Genomic DNA, 16,571 nt, shown 5'->3' on the forward strand with positions numbered 1-16,571 from the left:
ACCGACCTCATCGAGGGTTGCCTCGCCGAAACCGGCCTCTCGCTCAACACGACAACTGAACGGAAAGGTCAGTAACACGGCCATCTCCCGCGTGCTCCCGCAGCCCGTCGGTAATGCGCCGGCACCGGGGTTCCGTCCGCTCGCTCGTACCTGTCAATCCACGGCATCTACTGCCTCCCCCTCGTCGTGATCCCCGCGCAACAGACCATGTTTGCATCCACCGCCGACAGCGCTTCGCCCACAACTACACGAATTCGTAAGGCAGTTGGACGCCACAGGCACAGGCCACCCTGCGCGCAGCCTTGGATTTGTGGACTGCCCTCGTGTGAGTCGTCTGTACTCACGACCGTCCCAGTCCGGCTACACATGTGACAGTGTGAGGGGCGCGCCGTGTCTGCACCCTCAGCTCGCCGCCCGCAGGCTGTGCGCGGACCCACTGAGGGATGAGCTCGGCTCAGACCGTTCAAGGGAGGACACCTCACTTGCGGTTGTCCGTACTATCGCTACGACAGGGCACTGTGCATGAGTACGGCTGCCGCCCGGAGACACCGGTGCGGGCCGGCACACACATGGCAGGCTCTTCAGCTACGGCCCTTGGCCGAGGAAAGGTTGTGCATCCCATGTCCGAGAACGCTTCCGCTACCGAACTGACATCGCAGTACACCGCTCAAGTCAGTGCCGACCTCGAACGCAACACCAAGGAGCAAGAACGTATCGGTGGGGAGATTGCCGCCCTGCAGGAGCAGTTGGCAGCCCTCCAGCGTGACCACAAGGTCCTCGTCAGCATTCAGCGCGCGCTCGACACGGCGCCGGCTTCCACCGAGCCCGTGGCCCCGTCGGACACTGTCCCGGTGCCCGCGCCTCGCAAGAAGTCTGCCGCCAAGACCGGCCCGGGCACACGGGCCCGGACGAAGAAGACCGCCGCCAAGTCCCGCCCCGCCGCGGCGGCCAAGCCGACCGCCGAGAAGCCGGCCGACACCGCGGAACCCGCCAAGACCGCGCCGCCGACGCTGGTCGAACTGGTCCGCCGCCACCTCGCCGAGCAGAGCGAACCGCGTTCGGCGGCGGAGATCGCCACGACCCTCGGCCAGACCCATCCCGACCGCAACATCAAGACGACCGTGGTGCGCACCACCCTCGAAGGGCTGGTCGCCCGCAACCAGGCACAGCGCTCCAAGCAAGGCGCCTCCGTCTACTACACCGCACCCGACGCGCAGGCGGCATCACCGCAGGCCGAGGAGCAGCCCGCACCTGCCGACGCCTGAGCTGACAACGCCGATCCGCGCAGGCGGTCGGTGATCCGCCCGGTCCCGGCCGCCACCGCGTCCCAACACCGCCGCAGCCCTGGATGTCTTCGGTCGGACGCCGCAGGAAGAGTAAGCATCCGGGAACGGCTGTTGGTCGCCGGGGTTGCTGGAGCCCTGGCTCTCGTACAGCCAGCGTCCTGACCTTGGTGCGGGTCGGATCCAACTCGCACAGGGCCAGGGTGCGCATGCCTTCCTCAGCCGCCTCGTCGTCCGGGAGGGGGCCGAGCATGCCACCCACCAGGCGGAGCCCTTGGTCACAGCATGGAAGCGAAGGCGTGCGCTGCGGCCTGCCGTCGGCGAGCGCCCCGGTACCGTTCATGCCGGCCGACCGCGCAACATGCTTCGCAGCGTGACGCGAGGTCTTCGATCAACTGTGCACCGGCCCGCCCAGAGGGGCGTCAGACCCGTTCCAGGGGCCGATGCGGCCCGCTGGGAAGCTCCGTCTTGATCGTGTCTCCGGGGCGCACCGTGCCGCCTTCCTTCACGATGCTCATGATTCCGGCCTTGCGCACGATGTTGCCGGCTTCGTCACGGCCGACGACCTGTTTCAGGAGCCCGTCCTGGAAGTTGTCGATCTGCAGGCAGGGATTGCGCAGTCCGGTCACCTCGAGGACTGCCTCGTCGCCGATGTGGAGCAGGGTGCCGACGGGCAGGCCAAGCAGATCAATGCCGCGGGTAGTGATGTTCTCCCCGAGCTCACCGGGTGCCACCGGGAATCCTTCGTCGCCGACCTCGGCGAAGAGCTCCTCATGGATGAGGTGGACCTGACGCAGGTTCGGCTGCGTAGGATCCTGCGCGACCCGCGAGCGGTGCTTGACCGTCACACCGGCGTGTACGTCGCCTTCAACACCGAGCCCGGCGAGCAGCGTGATGCTGTCCCGGTTCGGCTTGGTGAATGAGTACTCGCCGTTGCTGCTGACCGCCGTCACTATTGCGCTCATACCTCGCGACCCCCTCCTGACCAACACTGATCACCACGACCCTACCCTCGGATCTCCAAGCGCAGCAGTCGCCGTCAAAGCGAGGATGGGAAGTCGCGCGCCCGTCCGAAAGGCCGATGTCCGCAAGGCCGATGTCCCGCAAGGCCGGTGTCCGCAAGAGCGGGAGCCACCCGGCTGCGTCGGCCCGCGCCGGCCGCGGACGCGGACGCGGTCGTCACCGGTGATGCGGATCCTTCCGCGTCCGTCCTCCACGTACGACGCGGGACTATGCCGTGAAGGCATCCGCGTGCTCCGCAGCCCACCGGGCGAAAGTGCGGGCCGGGTGGCCGGTGACCTTCTCGACGGTGTCGGCGACCGTACGGCCCACTTCCGGAGTGTTCCCGTACGCCTCGAGGAGAAAGCCGATGACGTCCTGAGGGTGGCCCGCCGCCCGCCATTGCGCGACGGCCTGCTCCTCGGTCAGCTCCACCAGGGGGATCTCCCGGCCGCGGGCGGCGGCGATGGTCGCCACCTTGTCGCCGACGGTCAACAGCTCAGGGCCGGTGATCACGTACTCCTGGCCCGCGTGTCCCTCCTCCGTGAGCGCGACCGCGGCGACGGCCCCGATGTCGCCCTCGTGGACCATGGCGCTCAGTCGGGCCACGAACGGCTCGCGGACTTCGTCCGAGGCCACGATCTGGTCCGCCCACTCCAGGGCGTTGGCCATGAACTCGACCGGCATGAGAACGGTCCAGTCCACACCGTCGTCGGCCCGCACGGCGTCCTCCAGCAGGGTCGGCCCGCCACCGTGCAGCACGGTGACCCGGCGTACGCCGGCCGCGCGGGCCAGCTCCAGGATCCGCGGGCCGGTCTCCAGCGGGGCGAAGTAGGCCCCGCCGAAGGTGATCAGATGGAGGCCGGTGACGCCCTCCAACGCCGGGATCAAACTGTCGGGTGCGGTCAGATCGCCCTGGACGACCTCGACACCGGCCTGGAGGTCTGCCGTGGCCGCATCCCGGGTGAGGGCGCGAACCGCGTGCCCGCGGGCGAGCAGTTCGGCGACGACCTGACGGCCGACGGTTCCGGTGGCGCCGGCGACAAGGATCTTCTGTGTCTGTGTCATGGCACGACCGTAGGGACCCTTGCGGTCAGCTTCTGTCCGCAAGGGTCCGTCTTTCATACGGACGCTCGCCGAGCGGGGTGGTGAACGCCTTCACGGTCATTCTCAGGCAGGACGGGGACGGGGACAGGGCCGGGGTCACGCCCGTGAGATGCACGAAGGAGTTGACCCCGGCCGGCCCCGTATCGGACCTCAGCGACGGGCCAGCGCCAGCACACTCAGACCGAACATCAAGACGCCCAGGGGGAGATGGACCGACGGTACGTGCGCGATGCCGAGCACGACCTGAACCGAGGCGAGTACGAGGAAACCCGACGCGTGCCAGACAGGCCGGGGCGAGCCGCCGCCCGGCTTCCACGCCAAGACCGCCGCGAGCACGTACAGCATCGACGCCCCGTACATCACACGGGCTCCGACACTGTGCAGCACCTCTCCGTAGGACGAGGTCAGCAGCAGTCCGGCAGAGACCGCCTGAAGGAAGATGGTCAGGGTCTGCAGGGCGATCGCGATCTGCAAGAACGAGGAGCTGCGCTGTGCGTTCGCCGTCGCCGTCGCCTGAGTAGTCATGCCACAGTCCCCTTTTCCGCCCTCGGGCAGCAGATCGATAAGGTCTCACCAGCCCGACGACACGGGCCCGCGAAAGGTAAGGCGAGGGGGCGGCCGGAAGCATGGGGACTGTCGGGACCAGCGGAGATGAGATATCCGGCGAGCGACGCCAACTGATCAATGTCGCGTACCGGTTGCTCGGTTCGGTGACCGAGGCCGAGGACGCCGTACAGGATGCCTACACACGCTGGTACGGGCTGCCCCGCAGCCGGCAGGAGGAGATCCTGTCCCCCGGTGCCTGGCTGACGACGGTGACCAGCCGTATCTGCCTGGACCTGCTCGGCTCGGCGCGGGCCCGCCGTGAACGCTATGTCGGCGCATGGCTGCCCGAGCCGCTGCCCGACCGCACCGAGTGGGACCACGCGGGCGGCTCCGATCCCACCGGCCCTGCGGATCCCGCCGACCAGATCGTCCTGGACGAGTCGGTGGCCATGGCCTTCCTCGTCGTCCTGGAGTCGATGACGCCCGCCGAGCGGGTGGCGTTCGTCCTGCATGACGTCTTCCGGTACCCGTTCGCCGAGATCGCCGACGTTCTCGGCCGGACCCCTGCGGCTTGCAAGCAGTTGGCGGCCTCCGCCCGGCGGCGGGTGAGCGTCGCGCGCGCTCCGGTGACGGCGACCGGCCGGGCCGACGTGGTGAGGCACGTCAAAGAGGCGTGGGAGGCCAAGGACATCGCAGCCCTCGTCGGTCTGCTCAACCCGGCCGCCGTGATGACCGCAGACGGCGGCGGCATGGTCGGCACCGTCCTGCGCCCGGTCGAGGGCGGCGCGCGTATCGCCCAGTACATGGTCGCCATTGCCGACAGGGCTCCGGGCCTCGAACTCCTGGAGCGGTCGGTCAACGGTGTGCCGGGCCTGGTGGCCCAGCGTGCCGGCGTCGTCGTGACCGTAGCCTCGTTCGACGTCTCCGACGGGCGCGTCACCCGGATCTGGGCGGTCCGCAACCCGGAGAAGCTGCGGCTGTGGGCCGAGTCCGGTCTTCGCGAGAAGTCCGGCGAGTAACTCCGGCCGGTACTGCGTGCGACGCAGCCGGTGTTTCACGATGTCCCGGAGCTGGTCCCTGAAGGGGTGAGGCATCTTCACCCTCCAGGGACGAGAGCAGTCAGGGGCGCACCACGGCCTGAACGTACGGCACCAGTCGGACCGGGCCCATGAGGCCGTACGCCTGGCGGGCGGCGGCGCCGAAGACGGTCGGCTGGGCGACCCGGAGGCGGTTGATGAGCGGGGTCGCCACCTCGACCTCGATCACATTGTCGCCGCGCCGCAGATGCCCGCCCAGGTCGACGACCGGGTGGAGCCGGTCGGCGGGGGCCAGCCGGGTGCCGTTGACGGTGACGCGGAAGGTGTCGCTGACCTGGCCCAGTTCGAGATATGCGCCGTGGGCCGAGGTCCAGTGGCGGGGCAGGACGACGGTGGTGCGGTAGCGGCCGATGCCTGCGGAGTCGGCCAGTTCGGGGATCTGGGACCAGGGCAGCAGGGTGTCGAGGGTGAGTGTGCGCCGGACGATGTCGGTACTGGTCGCGTCGGCGCCGGGGTGCCAGTCCTCGACGTCGAGCCGCCAGCGGTCCGGTGTGACGGGGTCGGGCACTGCGGGCACGGTGGTGGGCGCCGTACGGCCGTCGGAGAACCGGGTGGTGTACGTTCCCGCGGCCGCGGCGCGCACGGCCAGGCCGCGGTCGGTGAACAGCACCCGGTCGGCGTCGCCGGACACGGCGTGCGGGCGGCTGCCGTTGCGGTCTCCGAAGAGTCCCGGTCTGCCGAGCGCGATGACGGTGGCCTGGCCGGGGACGAGGGTGACGCGCACGGTGATCGTGTCGTCGTCCTCGGTGTAGCGGGCGATGCGGGTCGCCTCGCCCGTCCACGGGTCGAGCAGGTAGGGGACGGTGGTGCCCCGCCGGGTGCGGCGCAGGGTGACGTCGTGGTCGATGGTCGCCACGGGCGGCCTGACGGTCTCGGCGTGCTTGCCATTGCAGAGGTAGTAGAAGTCGGTGTCGCCGCTGACACGGTGGTTGTTGAGGAGGGTGGAGGGTGTGGCGTAGCGGGCGTCGGGGGTGATGCCGAGGGCGGTGAGGGCGTGGCCGACGGCGGCCTTGTCCGTGACGGCGGTGACGTGTGGCAGGGCGAGGAGGCGGGCCAGTACCTCGCGCAGCGCGTCCGTCTCGTTCTGGTCGGGCACGCCAGGGGTGAGCGCCTGGTCGAAGGCACCGAGCAGGACCATCGGCAGTCCGGCCCGGGCCAGCCTCAGCAGCTTGCGGGCGTCGTCCAGGGCGAGGGTCGGGGTGGAGCCGTAGAAGAAGTCTCCCTCGACGAACAGGGCCTTGTAGGCGGGGCCGTCCGGGGCGAGGCGGCCACCGGAGACGTGGGCGGCCGGCAGGTCGAGGAGCGGTCCGCTGAGGAACTGGTGGGTCCAGCCGAGCGGTACGCCGGTCGCGGTGAACCAGGAGGCGCCGATGCCGGTGGCGGTGTAGCCGGTCTGCTGGAAGACGGCGACGTCGGCGCGCGGGGTGCCGGTCTGCAGTACCTGATGCACCCGGCCGAGATAGCCGGCGATGTCCTCGGCGTGCCGCCAGGTGGGCTGCCGGGGCCCCCAGGACTCTCCGTAGCCGGCCGCACCGTTGTAGGGGCTGAAGGCGGCGAAGCCGGGCCAACTCACCCCGGGGGCGGTGGCGTACGAGAAGCCGTGCACGACCGTCTGGTTGACGCCGGCCGCGTAGGCGCCGCCCATGGTGCGCAGGAACCTGTCCCAGGTCGTGCTGTACGCGGAGCCGTTGTAGGCGCCAGATTCGCAGGACAGCACCGTGTGCCCGGCCATGTCCCGACCGCCGGCCAGGCAGCGGTAGTCGTCCAGGTTCTTGAAGCCGAGCGACTCCCCCTCGGCGATGTCGAGGATCGCTGCGGAGGCGATGGCGTCGGTCTGCAGGCCGTACGGCTGCGAGCGCAGCGACATGCCGAGCGAGTGCGCCCAGTTGCGCAGGGCGGTGACGTGGTGGGTGTTGAACAGGTGGGAGACGGTCTCCCAGAAGTCGTGCCGGATCTGCCGGGTGAGCTGCGCCTCGAACGCGAAGACCTGGTTGCTGTTGTCGAGGACGAGGGCGGGCAGGTACGGCAGGAGGGAGCGGCCGGTGCGCTGTTCGAAGGCGTCGGGCAGGGCGGAGGTCCACACGAGGGAGTCGGTCTCGAGCTCGATGGAGTCCTCGAAGAAGGCGCCGCCCGCGGCCTTGAGCAGTCGCCGCATGGTGCCGGTCAGGACGGCGCGTTCCCAGAAGTCGGTGACGGCGGCGGTGCCGGCGGGGCTGAAGTGGTCGACGACGTGGGCAGTCGGGGAGGAGTGCGGGCCGGACTCGGGTTGTTGGCCTGAGCCGCGCTGCCAGTAGGAGATCAGCACCCAGTCGCCCTCCGCGGGGGCGGTCCAGGTCAGAGCGCCGTCGCGGACGGTGGTGGTGAGGTCTACGACACTGGCGAGGTCGAGGCCGGTCTCCTTGCGGGTGGCGTTGGCGGGCTCGACGCGGGCGGCCTGGACGGCGAGCAGGCGGCGCCGGGTGACTGCGGAGGCGGCCTCGTGCACGGGCTCGGGAACCGGTCCCCGGTAGGTGGCGCCGGCGGCCACGGAGGTGCGGCCGTAGGCGAGTTCCTGGGCGGCGGTGTCGTCGTCGGGGGTGACGCCGGGGACGGCGGCGGGCCAGCTGGGGCCCAGGGTGAGGTCGATGGTCAGGCCGCGTCGGGCAGCCTGGCGCAGGGCTGCCTGGACGCCGTCGCGCCAGGGGGCGCTGCCCCAGCCGTGGTGAGCGGTGTCGAGGACGGACTTGTCCTTGATGCTGTGGTGGACGGCGGCGATCTCGGCTCCCCCAAAGCCGACGTCGGCGATCTGGTCGACCTCACGGGCGATCTCCGCCGGGTCGACCAGACCGTCCGGCCACCACCAGCGGAACTTGGGACGCACGGACCGGGGTGACGTGGCGAACCAGTCACCGGACAGGTCCTGACGACCGGTCAGGGGAGCGGCGCCGGCATCCGTAGAGCCGACTGCGGCGAACGCCGTGGCGGCGCCTGCGGCCAAGGAGGCCGTGAGCACCGTGCGCCGGGATATCCCGCCACGCTGCGGGATGGGCTTCTGCATGTGTCGCCCCAAATGGTTGAATCGTTTCAATTCCCTGTAAACGCGGGAACGCTAAGCCCGGGATCCCCGAGGGGTCAAGATCGGCGCCGCAAATCCCCACCGTGCGCGATCCTTTGACTGTGATGCTCCAGGCCTTTGCCGACTCGGATTCACGGGTACATTCGGCACACCCTGGGACATGTGCCGGTCGGCAGGACATGGAGCTACACCATCGGCCTGACGGTCAACGGCAGCACCACGAAGGGGGCGCGGGTCGCGTTCTGCGGGCTGAACGTCTCGCACGGCTGACAAGGCGCCGCGTGAACGGGGCCCGGACGTGTCTCCCCTTCGGGGGAATCACCCGACGCGTCATCAGCGGGGCATCCCTGCGATGCCCCGCCGATGCCTGTCGTCACTCGTCACCGCAGTCCGGCGAGGAACGGTGCGAGGGTGCGGGTCAGGGTGTTGTGCCGCGCGGCGGCGAACAGCGGGTCGAGATGGTTCATCCCCTCGTCTGTCTCGTATCTTCCGTGCGGGATACGGGAGTTGGCCACGACCTCGCGCGCCGACGACACGATCGTCCCCTGCGCGTAGCTCGTCTCGAAGACGTAGAGCGGTGTGTCCAGGCTCCCGGTGTGCAGCAGCCGCAGCCCCAGTGAGCGGGCCAGGTCGGTGTCGGCGTAGGGATCGACGACGTCGAGGTCCACCGACAGCCGGGACGGCCAGTACCACTCCCACACGGCCGGCTCCGGGCCACCCGCGTACGCCGTCGCGACACGGCTGATGGGGGTGATGCCCGTGTCGACCCAGCCGCGCGGGTCGCCGCTGTCGGCGAGGTGCCCCGAGTGGACGCTGATGTCGTTCGGCCAACCGAATCCGGCGTCCACCAAGGTGCCCAGCAGACCGGCGTTGGTGACGGGATACGGCGGCCGCAGCGCGTCGGGCATCCGGGGCTGGAGGACCGAGCGGCCGTCCGGGTCGCGGTGTGCGTACCAGCCCGCGAGCTGGTACCAGATCTGTGTGCTCTCCGCCCGGCCGCCCAGCCCGACTCCGCTCAGGGTCATGTCGAAGACCGCCCCGCCTTCAATGCGGGCCAGCCGCTCCCGCACCTCCTCCGGTGAGTTGTGCACCGGCTGTCCGGTCCCCTCGAACGCTCCGCGCACGCCACCGTCGACAAGTACGAGCGCGGTGAGGTCCCGGTACCCCGGGCGGCCGTCGAAGTCCCAGGCCGCGTAGGCCATCGCGGTGGTGGCGCCCCAGGAGTGGCCGCCGAGCACCACCCGCCGCCGGCCGCCACCGGCCGCGGCCCGTACGACCGTACGCAGGTCCTCGACGGTGCGGGCGAGGCCCCAACGAGCGGCGAAGGCGGAGGCTGCGGGCTCCTGAGTGCGGTAGTGGCCGTCCAGGTAGTACCCGGCAGGGTCCTCGGTGGTGAACCCCGAGCGGTCGGCCAGGTTCTCCTCGCGTCGGTCGAACGCCCACACCTGCACACCGGGCACCGCCTGCACGAGGTCACGGGCGAGCAGGCGGAAGTCGCCCGCCGCCCCGAACATCCCCGGAACCAGCACCACCACCGTGTGTGCCGTGTCCGGACCGACCTTGAGCACATGGACCCGGTCCGATCCTGCCGGACCGCCCCCGCCGGCCACCGCCAGCGGGACGTACGGCTCGCGCTCCCGCCCGGTGGCGACGGCCGGGCCGGTCGGCAGGGACGTGAGGGCGAGCCCGCCGACGAGCCCGCCCAGCATCGCCCTGCGCGGCAGTCCCCCCGTCATGAGGCGCACCCGCCGACCCGCTCGGTGCTCAGCGCCACGTCGTCCATGCGGACGTCGTACGCCGACGGTGTGGGGTCGGACTGGTACAACTGCCAGCCCAGCTTGAGTGTGTCGAAGGTCGGGAAGACGAAGTCGTCGGTCGTGCCGCCGTGTTCCTTCGTGGACACGGTCAACTCGGACTGCTCCGCGCCGTCCAGGTAGACGGTGACGCGGTTGTCACTCGCGTCGAGGTGGAACTCGACGCACTGCCATGTCGCGGCCGTCGCGGGAGCGGAGGTCTTCCAGGCGGTCCAGTCCCCGGTCGGGCCCAGATCGGAGCCGACTCCCCAGAAGTTGGCCTGGGAGGTGGGCACGTACTGGCCGCCCAACGGGCGTACCAGCGTGGGGACATCGGAGCCGGATGCCTCCGCGATGGTCCAGTGCGCCCAGTCCGGGGCCGTCGGGAAGTCGTTCACGCGCAGCCGCAACCGGGCCCAGAAACTGTTGCCGGGAGGCGCGAGGTCGGACAGGACCAGGAAGGCACGGCCGTTGCCGTCTGTGCGGAGCCGTAGTTCACGGCCGTGGCCGGTGGTGCTGGGTTCGACGGTCAGTGAACCGTCGGCGGTGTCGGTGGTCCAGCCGCGGCCCGCGGTCACCGGGCCGACAGGAAGGCGGTCGAAGCTCTCCCTGAACAGGGTGGTGTGCGGGGTCGGAGTGGCGGAGGCGGTGGGGGGTATCGCGAGCAGCGCGGCCGATGCGGCTAACAGAGCGGCGGCGATCTTCCTCGTGCGAGTCATGCGGACAGTCTGCAGCATCCGTCACAACGTTCACACAGGCGCTCTCTCGTATCAGCGAAGGCCCAGTGCCGGTGTTGCGGAGCACTGGGCGCTCGCCTCTCTCGCTCATGTGCTGGTCTTCGTCAGCCGATGTGGTAACTGTCCCCGTACACCTTCCAGTCCAGGGGCGGGTTGAGGTCGAAGTTGCCCTGGCGCAGGAAGACGCGTTGCGCGGTGTCGACGCGGCTGGTGTCGCTGTGTGCCTCCTCCTGCTTCATCGCCCACACCCGTGCGTCGAGGAAGGCGTTGAGGAACGTGGTTTCGTTGCCGCCCCACGCCGGCGGCTTCGCATGCTGCAGGGCACGTCGGCGGATGTTGCTGAAGCTGGTCCAGTCGCCGCCGTCGCCGTGCATGACGATGGCGTCGTAGTAGGCGAACTGGCCGAGTACACATAGGCCGTCCGTCGTGCCCTGCCTGACGGCGGGGTTGAAGTAGACGCGGTCGCGTTCGTCGTTCTGCGCCTGCTCGAACGCCGTGTCCTGAGCCGCCCTGCGCCAGGCGTCGGTGAAGTGCGGGTCGAGACCGTCGTGCGAGTCGGTGCCGTTGACGCGACGCAGGGCCGGCAGGTACTCGGCGAGGACGTTGTCGGGTCTGCGGTCGGTGTAGAGCTCCACGAGGTCGAGCATGTCTCCGGTGCCGGAACAGAAGCCGATGATGCCGGCGGTGTAGCCGCGGCCGTCACCGATGTCCTCGATGTACCGGTACTGCGCCTTCCAGTCGAGCGTGGAGTTCTCCGCGCTCGACACCAGTTGCATGGCGATCTCCTTCTTCGCCGGGTCATCGAGGCCCGGTGCGGCTGCCGCCGCTGCAGCGACGGGCAGAGGGCCGAACGCTGCGGCGGAGGTCAGCGCTCCCATCAGGGCAAGGACAGCGCGACGCGAGGTGCGGGCGGCTGGAGCTGTTGTCTCAGGTTCCACGGAGTCTCCAAGCAAGGGTGGGGGGTGAGGAGTTGGTCCAGACCTGAATCGTTAGGAAGGTTTCCTATCAAGGAAGGAGGCGATGGGTAACCCACCGGGCGGGAACTTTGTAGGATCAAATGAACGGAGCCCATGCCAGCAGCAATACCGCGATCGCGACCGGTACGCCTCAGGCGTTTTGTACTGACGGGTTCGACGCGCGGTCGGGACAGGTCACCCTCGGCCGGGTCGCGCAAACGTTACGCCTCGTCATCCTCCTGGCGGTGACACCGGCCGGCGCCGTAGTCGAGGCGTCGCGCCGTCTCCACCAGGGAAGCCAAGGGATCCCCCTCGAAGGGGCGCCCGCGCAGTGAAGCCCACGCCTTCCGGCACTGCTCCCGCCACGCTCGCCGACACCGGGCCCATGAGCCGGACACCTTCATGATGTCGAAGGACTGACCAGGATTCGGAGAACATCTGCTCCATCGGCGAACGTTCCGAAGCCAATCGCCACGGTTCGCCACCCCTTCCGCCACATAGAAAAATCTACAAACATCAGCATGTCGGCACCGCGGACAGACGGATCCGGAGGAACGCATGCGATCAGCGACGCGTCAGGCCATGGAATGGCTCGCTGCAGCCTCGACCGACCCACGCACCTGCAAGCGGCAGTGGCACGGAGACACCGGGGTCGCGGTACTGGCTTGCGGGCGGTTCTGGGACGTACTCAGCGTGCCGGAGGACCTGGGCATGCCGGCCCTTGACACCCTGTTGTGCATTCCGCAGCCGCCCGGTCCCGCGCTCGCGGACACCGCCGCCCGTCGGGTGGCCTTCTTTCTGCCGCCGGATCCCGAGGGCCGCTGGATCGGCTCGGGCATCCGGTACGCGGGCCAAGGAACGTGGCTCGCCGTGCCCGCCCCTCATCGGGCCGCAGGACGGCTGCGCTGGCTGGTCCCGCCCGACGGAACCGGGTCACTGTTCGTTCCGGCCGCCGTGGAACTGGCGCTTCAGGTGGCGCTGGGAAGGCTCACCGGGCAGTCCAGTACGAAGCGGCGCTGTCCGACGTGCGGGGCACTGACCGCAGGGGAACGCAACTGGAGCGGTGACCGGCCGGGCTGACCTCAGGCAAGCGCCGCCAAGGACGCTGCGGCACACGAGCTGACACACCGCCATACGGCTGCCTTCAGCGAGTCGTGACCAGTTCGGTCTCGCGCCCTGGAGGCAGTTCGCCGTCGCGTTCCCATCGGCCCGGACCACACGGGATGGCCGGGTGCCGCAGCAACCTGGTCGTTGCGGTGCCGACGGAACCGGGCGAGGCCCCCTGCGAACCCCGGGTGTCCGGAACCGTCCGGCCGCTGGCCCGCCACTCCCTGACGAGCGCGGCGAAGATGGGCGGATCTCCCTGGGCCGTCCTGGTGAAGTCGCCGTGCGGCGCCTGTCTGCCGTCGTTCTCCCAGAGGAGACGCCCGGTGGTGACGTTGCAATCCATGCTGGTGCAACGCGACGGCGTGCGCGGGTGGTACGCCCTCGGACCGGCATGGCCCCATCGGATGAGGCTGCTTCCTTCGTTCGGGGGCATGCGTTTATCGGACGAAATCGTTACCGAGACTCCCGGCCGTCCCGCCGCCCGTGCCGCTCACCGACACGTGACGGACGGGCACGGTCATCGACCCGGCGGGTCATGGCCGTACTGGGTGAGGAGCAGGGCGATGCTTCCGTGCGGTCCGCCCTGTCGTACTCGTCCGGCCGACGTCCCGGTCGGCGCCGTACGCGCGCAGCCGGGCCGGCGCCGTACCCGGACGCCCGGCCGTGGTGCGCAGGTGCCGCCGCTTCGCCTTCGACAGCCCCTGCCCGCCCGACTCGGCGGCCCACACCACGGCCAGGGCCTCCAGGATCTCGTGACCCGCCATCACAGGCACGGACGCCGAGCCGAACGGGTAAGGCACGGCCACGGCCGGCTGGGGCAACGGGTGAGGCAAAAGCACTAAGTGCTCGGGAGGCGGTAGTTCTCGATGCGGCGTCCGTGACGGTCGGGGGAAACGGCCCGGGCCAGCCTCGACCGCGGTCTGCTCTCCGCCCATCAGTAACAGCACGACCAGAGCGCGCAAGGTGGGCCACAGGTCCAACCTGCTTCCCGCTCGCGCCCCCACGTGCAGGGCTGATCGAGCGGCCCTGGCACGGCTCCGCCCCGTGGGTCGAGCCGTGATCCGTTCGGATGTCGGGGGGAGATGGACCGCGGACGTGGCCGCCGACTCGGCGAACCGGGCGGGTTAAGCGGGTGAAGCTTGAGCCCGCGTCTCCACTGCGGGGCATGCATGAACCTCGCGGCCGTATCCGGCCGACTTGGCGGACACGACGCGCTGGAGGCGAGTGATGAACCAGAGAGCCGATCAAACCGACCACACGACCCACCGGGTCCCGGTCCTCATCGTCGGCGGTTCCCTCGTCGGCCTGTCGACCTCTCTCTTCCTGGGCCGGCTGGGGGTGCGGCACACGCTGGTGGAGCGCCACGCCGGGACGTCCATCCACCCCCGCGGCCGCGGCAACAACGTCCGCACGATGGAGCTGTTCCGGGCGGCCGGCGTCGAGCCGATGATCCGGCAGGCCGCCGCCACGCTGGCCGACAACCACGGGATCCTGCAGACACCCACCCTGGTCGGCGACGCGGGCGAGTGGCTCTTCCGTGAGATCGACCCGGGCGGCGGACTGGCCCGCTTCAGCCCCAGCTCATGGTGCCTGTGCAGCCAGAACGACCTGGAGCCGGTCCTGCTGGACCACGCCGCGCGGCTCGGCGGCGACCTGCGGTACGCCACCGAACTGATGTCGTTCGACAGCGATTCCTCAGGTGTCACCGCGATGGTGAAGAGCCGTCAGACGGGCGAGCACACCGCCATCCGCGCGGACTACCTCGTCGCCGCCGACGGTCCCCGCAGCCCCGTCCGTGAGCAGCTCGGCATCGCCCAGAGCGGTCCTGGCGACCTGTTCAGCAACATCAGCATCACCTTCCGCTCCCGCCGCCTCCCCGAGGTCGTGGGCGACCGCCGTTTCATCGTCTGTTATCTGACCAACCCGGACGCCGACGGCGCGCTGCTGCCCGTGGACAACCGTGAGAACTGGGTCTTCCACGCTCCGTGGCACCCGGAACACGGCGAAACCCTGGAGGAGTTCACGGACGAGCGGTGTGTCGAACACATCCGCCGCGCGGTCGGAGTCGCCGACCTCGACGTACAGGTCACCGGCAAGGCTCCCTGGCACGCCGCCCAACGAGTTGCCCGGAGCTACCGCGCAGGACGCGTCTTCCTGGCCGGCGACTCGGCCCACGAGATGTCCCCGACCGGGGCCTTCGGCTCCAACACCGGTATCCAGGACGCGCACAACCTCGCGTGGAAGCTGGCCGCGGTGGTCGGCGGCTGGGCCGGTGAGGGACTGCTGGACACGTACGACGCCGAGCGCCGCCCGGTGGCGGAGGCGACCAGCGCCCGCGCCGCCGCACGGTCGGTCGAGCACAGTCATCCCGGCTTCGCCCCGCCTCCCGGAGCGGGCGGTGCCCCGCAGCGCGGCATCCTCAACGTGGCCCTCGGCTACCGCTATCCGCAGGGCGCCGTCGTCGGCACCGACCCCACGACTCCGGTCGTCCCGGAACGCCTCGACCTGTCCGGTGAACCCGGCAGCAGGGCACCCCACTTGTCGGTACGGCACCGAGGCGAACAGATCTCCACTCTGGACCTGTACGAACGGTCATTCGTCCTGCTCAGCGACGCCGACGACCCGAATGGCTGGCACGAGGCCGCCCTCCGCCTCGCCGAAGAGATGTCCATCCCCCTGACGTCGTACCGGATGGGCAACGGACCCGATGCCGAGCTGACACCCGAGGGCGATACGGACTGGTCGGCCGCCCACGGCACGACACCTACAGGCGCCGTACTCGTCCGTCCCGACGGGTTCGTGGCTTGGCGATCGTCAGGACCGGTCCCGGATGCCTCGTCGGCACTGCGCCACGTCCTGACCACACTGCTGGCAGCGGTCTGATTTCAGCAGACGGTCCCGGACTCCTCGCCGCGATGGGTCCGGGGCCGAAGCATGTGGGCAGGTCCGGTCCTTGACCGCCAAGTCGGTGATGTCGACCTGCTCACTGTGTCGGCTTGGCTGCCACGGCGCGGCCGCGGACGGCGGCCTGCTGCACCGGAGTTGACGAGGCGGCAGATCCCGCACGGGGCGCAACGGGGTCGGCGATGGATCGCCGGGGACCTGGGGCGGTTCACCCGAGTGATCCCCTTGAGTGGTGGCGGGCGGGCGGCTGGCTGACGGTGGATCACGTCGGAGGCGGGTCACATCAGCTGACGAAGCACCAGCTGCCCGGCTGTCGACGGAAGGAACGTCAGATGCACTCTGCTCGCATGCTCCTGGCCACTGCGGCGGCTTCGACCGTCCTCGCTCTCGGCGCACCCGGCGCCTATGCGGCCGGGGACGACTGGGACCACGCGGACTCCTCCTACAGCAAGCAGCACGACAAGCAGCACGACAAGGAGTACGACAAGGAGTACGACAAGGACAGCAGCCACGACTCGCCGCGCGGTGGCATGCACACGGGTGGCGGTGCGCTGACCGCGGTGAACGAGGACGACTGGGGCACCACGAAGGACCCCAAGCACGACCCGGAGACGTACAAGGAGAAGGACAGCGAGCAGGGCAAGGAGTCCGGTAGCGGGAAGCAGGACGAGAACTCGTGGAGCGGGAAGCAGGACGGCAACTCCTGGAGCGGTGACCACGAGAAGCCCAGCGGCGGGATGCACACCGGAGGCGGCGCGTTGGCCACTCCTGCCGTGACCGCGGGCGGGCTGGCCGTCCTGGCCGTCGCCGCGACCGGTCTGTACGCGGCGCGCCGCAAGAAGACGGCGGGAAGTGTGGCCTGACCCATGCCGGATGCGATAGCCGCTGGGGCCGTCACGCGTGTGCCGCGTGGCGGCCCGGCCGGCTTTTCCGGTGCCGGCGGGCCGTGGGCCTGTTCGGCAGCCACGGCACGTCGTCCGGCACCGC

At 69.9% G+C, this 16,571-nt stretch carries 13 protein-coding genes; 5 read left to right on the top strand and 8 right to left on the bottom strand.

Going from position 1 to position 16,571, the window contains the following annotated elements; translation table 11 throughout:
- Positions 1 to 620: 620 nt before the first annotated feature.
- A complete protein-coding gene (locus AC5P09_RS14110; protein ID WP_493874216.1) occupies positions 621 to 1,265 on the top strand; it encodes a hypothetical protein in 645 nt (214 codons plus the stop codon).
- 440 nt (positions 1,266 to 1,705) lie between these two features.
- On the opposite strand, the gene AC5P09_RS14115 is transcribed toward AC5P09_RS14110, so the two are convergent.
- The 3 genes from AC5P09_RS14115 to AC5P09_RS14125 form a co-directional block, all read right to left on the bottom strand.
- Positions 1,706 to 2,248 (bottom strand): MOSC domain-containing protein, encoded by a 543-nt coding sequence (locus AC5P09_RS14115; RefSeq protein WP_493874217.1) that lies wholly within the window; start codon positions 2,246 to 2,248, stop codon positions 1,706 to 1,708.
- A 265-nt stretch (positions 2,249 to 2,513) separates the two neighbouring features.
- On the bottom strand, positions 2,514 to 3,350 hold the full coding sequence (locus AC5P09_RS14120) for an NmrA family NAD(P)-binding protein (protein WP_493874218.1): 837 nt from the start codon (positions 3,348 to 3,350) through the stop codon (positions 2,514 to 2,516).
- Between the two features lie 189 nt (positions 3,351 to 3,539).
- Entirely contained in the window at positions 3,540 to 3,914 is a 375-nt protein-coding gene (locus AC5P09_RS14125; protein WP_493874219.1) for a hypothetical protein, read from the bottom strand.
- Between the two features lie 101 nt (positions 3,915 to 4,015).
- Between AC5P09_RS14125 and sigJ the strand changes: the two genes are divergently transcribed.
- Complete coding sequence (gene sigJ, locus AC5P09_RS14130; protein WP_493874220.1) at positions 4,016 to 4,954, top strand: RNA polymerase sigma factor SigJ; 939 nt, start codon at positions 4,016 to 4,018, stop codon at positions 4,952 to 4,954.
- A gap of 100 nt (positions 4,955 to 5,054) precedes the next feature.
- Here sigJ and AC5P09_RS14135 read toward each other — a convergent pair whose 3' ends face one another.
- From AC5P09_RS14135 to AC5P09_RS14150, 4 genes are all read right to left on the bottom strand, one after another.
- Positions 5,055 to 8,069, bottom strand: coding sequence for a glycosyl hydrolase (locus tag AC5P09_RS14135; RefSeq protein WP_493874221.1), 3,015 nt, complete (start codon positions 8,067 to 8,069; stop codon positions 5,055 to 5,057).
- A 398-nt stretch (positions 8,070 to 8,467) separates the two neighbouring features.
- Positions 8,468 to 9,823: an alpha/beta fold hydrolase gene (locus AC5P09_RS14140; protein WP_493874222.1), complete on the bottom strand. Its 1,356-nt coding sequence runs from the start codon at positions 9,821 to 9,823 to the stop codon at positions 8,468 to 8,470.
- Complete coding sequence (locus AC5P09_RS14145; protein WP_493874223.1) at positions 9,820 to 10,599, bottom strand: hypothetical protein; 780 nt, start codon at positions 10,597 to 10,599, stop codon at positions 9,820 to 9,822. The genes AC5P09_RS14140 and AC5P09_RS14145 overlap by 4 nt, the downstream gene beginning before the upstream one ends.
- Before the next feature lie 122 nt (positions 10,600 to 10,721).
- Positions 10,722 to 11,495, bottom strand: a complete 774-nt coding sequence (locus tag AC5P09_RS14150; RefSeq protein WP_493874224.1) for a chitosanase — start codon at positions 11,493 to 11,495, stop codon at positions 10,722 to 10,724.
- Positions 11,496 to 12,131: 636 nt separating this feature from the next.
- Here AC5P09_RS14150 and AC5P09_RS14155 point away from each other — a divergent pair.
- Positions 12,132 to 12,653, top strand: coding sequence for a hypothetical protein (locus tag AC5P09_RS14155; protein WP_493874225.1), 522 nt, complete (start codon positions 12,132 to 12,134; stop codon positions 12,651 to 12,653).
- A gap of 560 nt (positions 12,654 to 13,213) precedes the next feature.
- On the opposite strand, the gene AC5P09_RS14160 is transcribed toward AC5P09_RS14155, so the two are convergent.
- Positions 13,214 to 13,444, bottom strand: coding sequence for a hypothetical protein (locus AC5P09_RS14160; protein ID WP_493874226.1), 231 nt, complete (start codon positions 13,442 to 13,444; stop codon positions 13,214 to 13,216).
- A 463-nt stretch (positions 13,445 to 13,907) separates the two neighbouring features.
- On the opposite strand from AC5P09_RS14160, the gene AC5P09_RS14165 reads away from it, so the two are divergent.
- Positions 13,908 to 15,563, top strand: a complete 1,656-nt coding sequence (locus AC5P09_RS14165) for an FAD-dependent oxidoreductase (RefSeq protein WP_493874227.1) — start codon at positions 13,908 to 13,910, stop codon at positions 15,561 to 15,563.
- Positions 15,564 to 15,916: 353 nt separating this feature from the next.
- Positions 15,917 to 16,447, top strand: a complete 531-nt coding sequence (locus tag AC5P09_RS14170; protein ID WP_493874228.1) for a hypothetical protein — start codon at positions 15,917 to 15,919, stop codon at positions 16,445 to 16,447.
- Positions 16,448 to 16,571: the final 124 nt, after the last annotated feature.

The sequence above is a fragment of the Streptomyces sp. a15 genome (genome assembly GCF_059026085.1).

Excerpts from the sequence above, each read along its gene's own strand:
- AC5P09_RS14110 (WP_493874216.1), top strand. The coding sequence starts at position 621 with ATGTCCGAGAACGCTTCCGCTACCGAACTGACATCGCAGTACACCGCT.
- AC5P09_RS14115 (WP_493874217.1), bottom strand. The coding sequence starts at position 2,248 with ATGAGCGCAATAGTGACGGCGGTCAGCAGCAACGGCGAGTACTCATTC.
- AC5P09_RS14120 (WP_493874218.1), bottom strand. The coding sequence starts at position 3,350 with ATGACACAGACACAGAAGATCCTTGTCGCCGGCGCCACCGGAACCGTC.
- AC5P09_RS14125 (WP_493874219.1), bottom strand. The coding sequence starts at position 3,914 with ATGACTACTCAGGCGACGGCGACGGCGAACGCACAGCGCAGCTCCTCG.
- sigJ (WP_493874220.1), top strand. The coding sequence starts at position 4,016 with ATGGGGACTGTCGGGACCAGCGGAGATGAGATATCCGGCGAGCGACGC.
- AC5P09_RS14135 (WP_493874221.1), bottom strand. The coding sequence starts at position 8,069 with ATGCAGAAGCCCATCCCGCAGCGTGGCGGGATATCCCGGCGCACGGTG.
- AC5P09_RS14140 (WP_493874222.1), bottom strand. The coding sequence starts at position 9,823 with ATGACGGGGGGACTGCCGCGCAGGGCGATGCTGGGCGGGCTCGTCGGC.
- AC5P09_RS14145 (WP_493874223.1), bottom strand. The coding sequence starts at position 10,599 with ATGACTCGCACGAGGAAGATCGCCGCCGCTCTGTTAGCCGCATCGGCC.
- AC5P09_RS14150 (WP_493874224.1), bottom strand. The coding sequence starts at position 11,495 with ATGGGAGCGCTGACCTCCGCCGCAGCGTTCGGCCCTCTGCCCGTCGCT.
- AC5P09_RS14155 (WP_493874225.1), top strand. The coding sequence starts at position 12,132 with ATGCGATCAGCGACGCGTCAGGCCATGGAATGGCTCGCTGCAGCCTCG.
- AC5P09_RS14160 (WP_493874226.1), bottom strand. The coding sequence starts at position 13,444 with ATGGCGGGTCACGAGATCCTGGAGGCCCTGGCCGTGGTGTGGGCCGCC.
- AC5P09_RS14165 (WP_493874227.1), top strand. The coding sequence starts at position 13,908 with ATGAACCAGAGAGCCGATCAAACCGACCACACGACCCACCGGGTCCCG.
- AC5P09_RS14170 (WP_493874228.1), top strand. The coding sequence starts at position 15,917 with ATGCACTCTGCTCGCATGCTCCTGGCCACTGCGGCGGCTTCGACCGTC.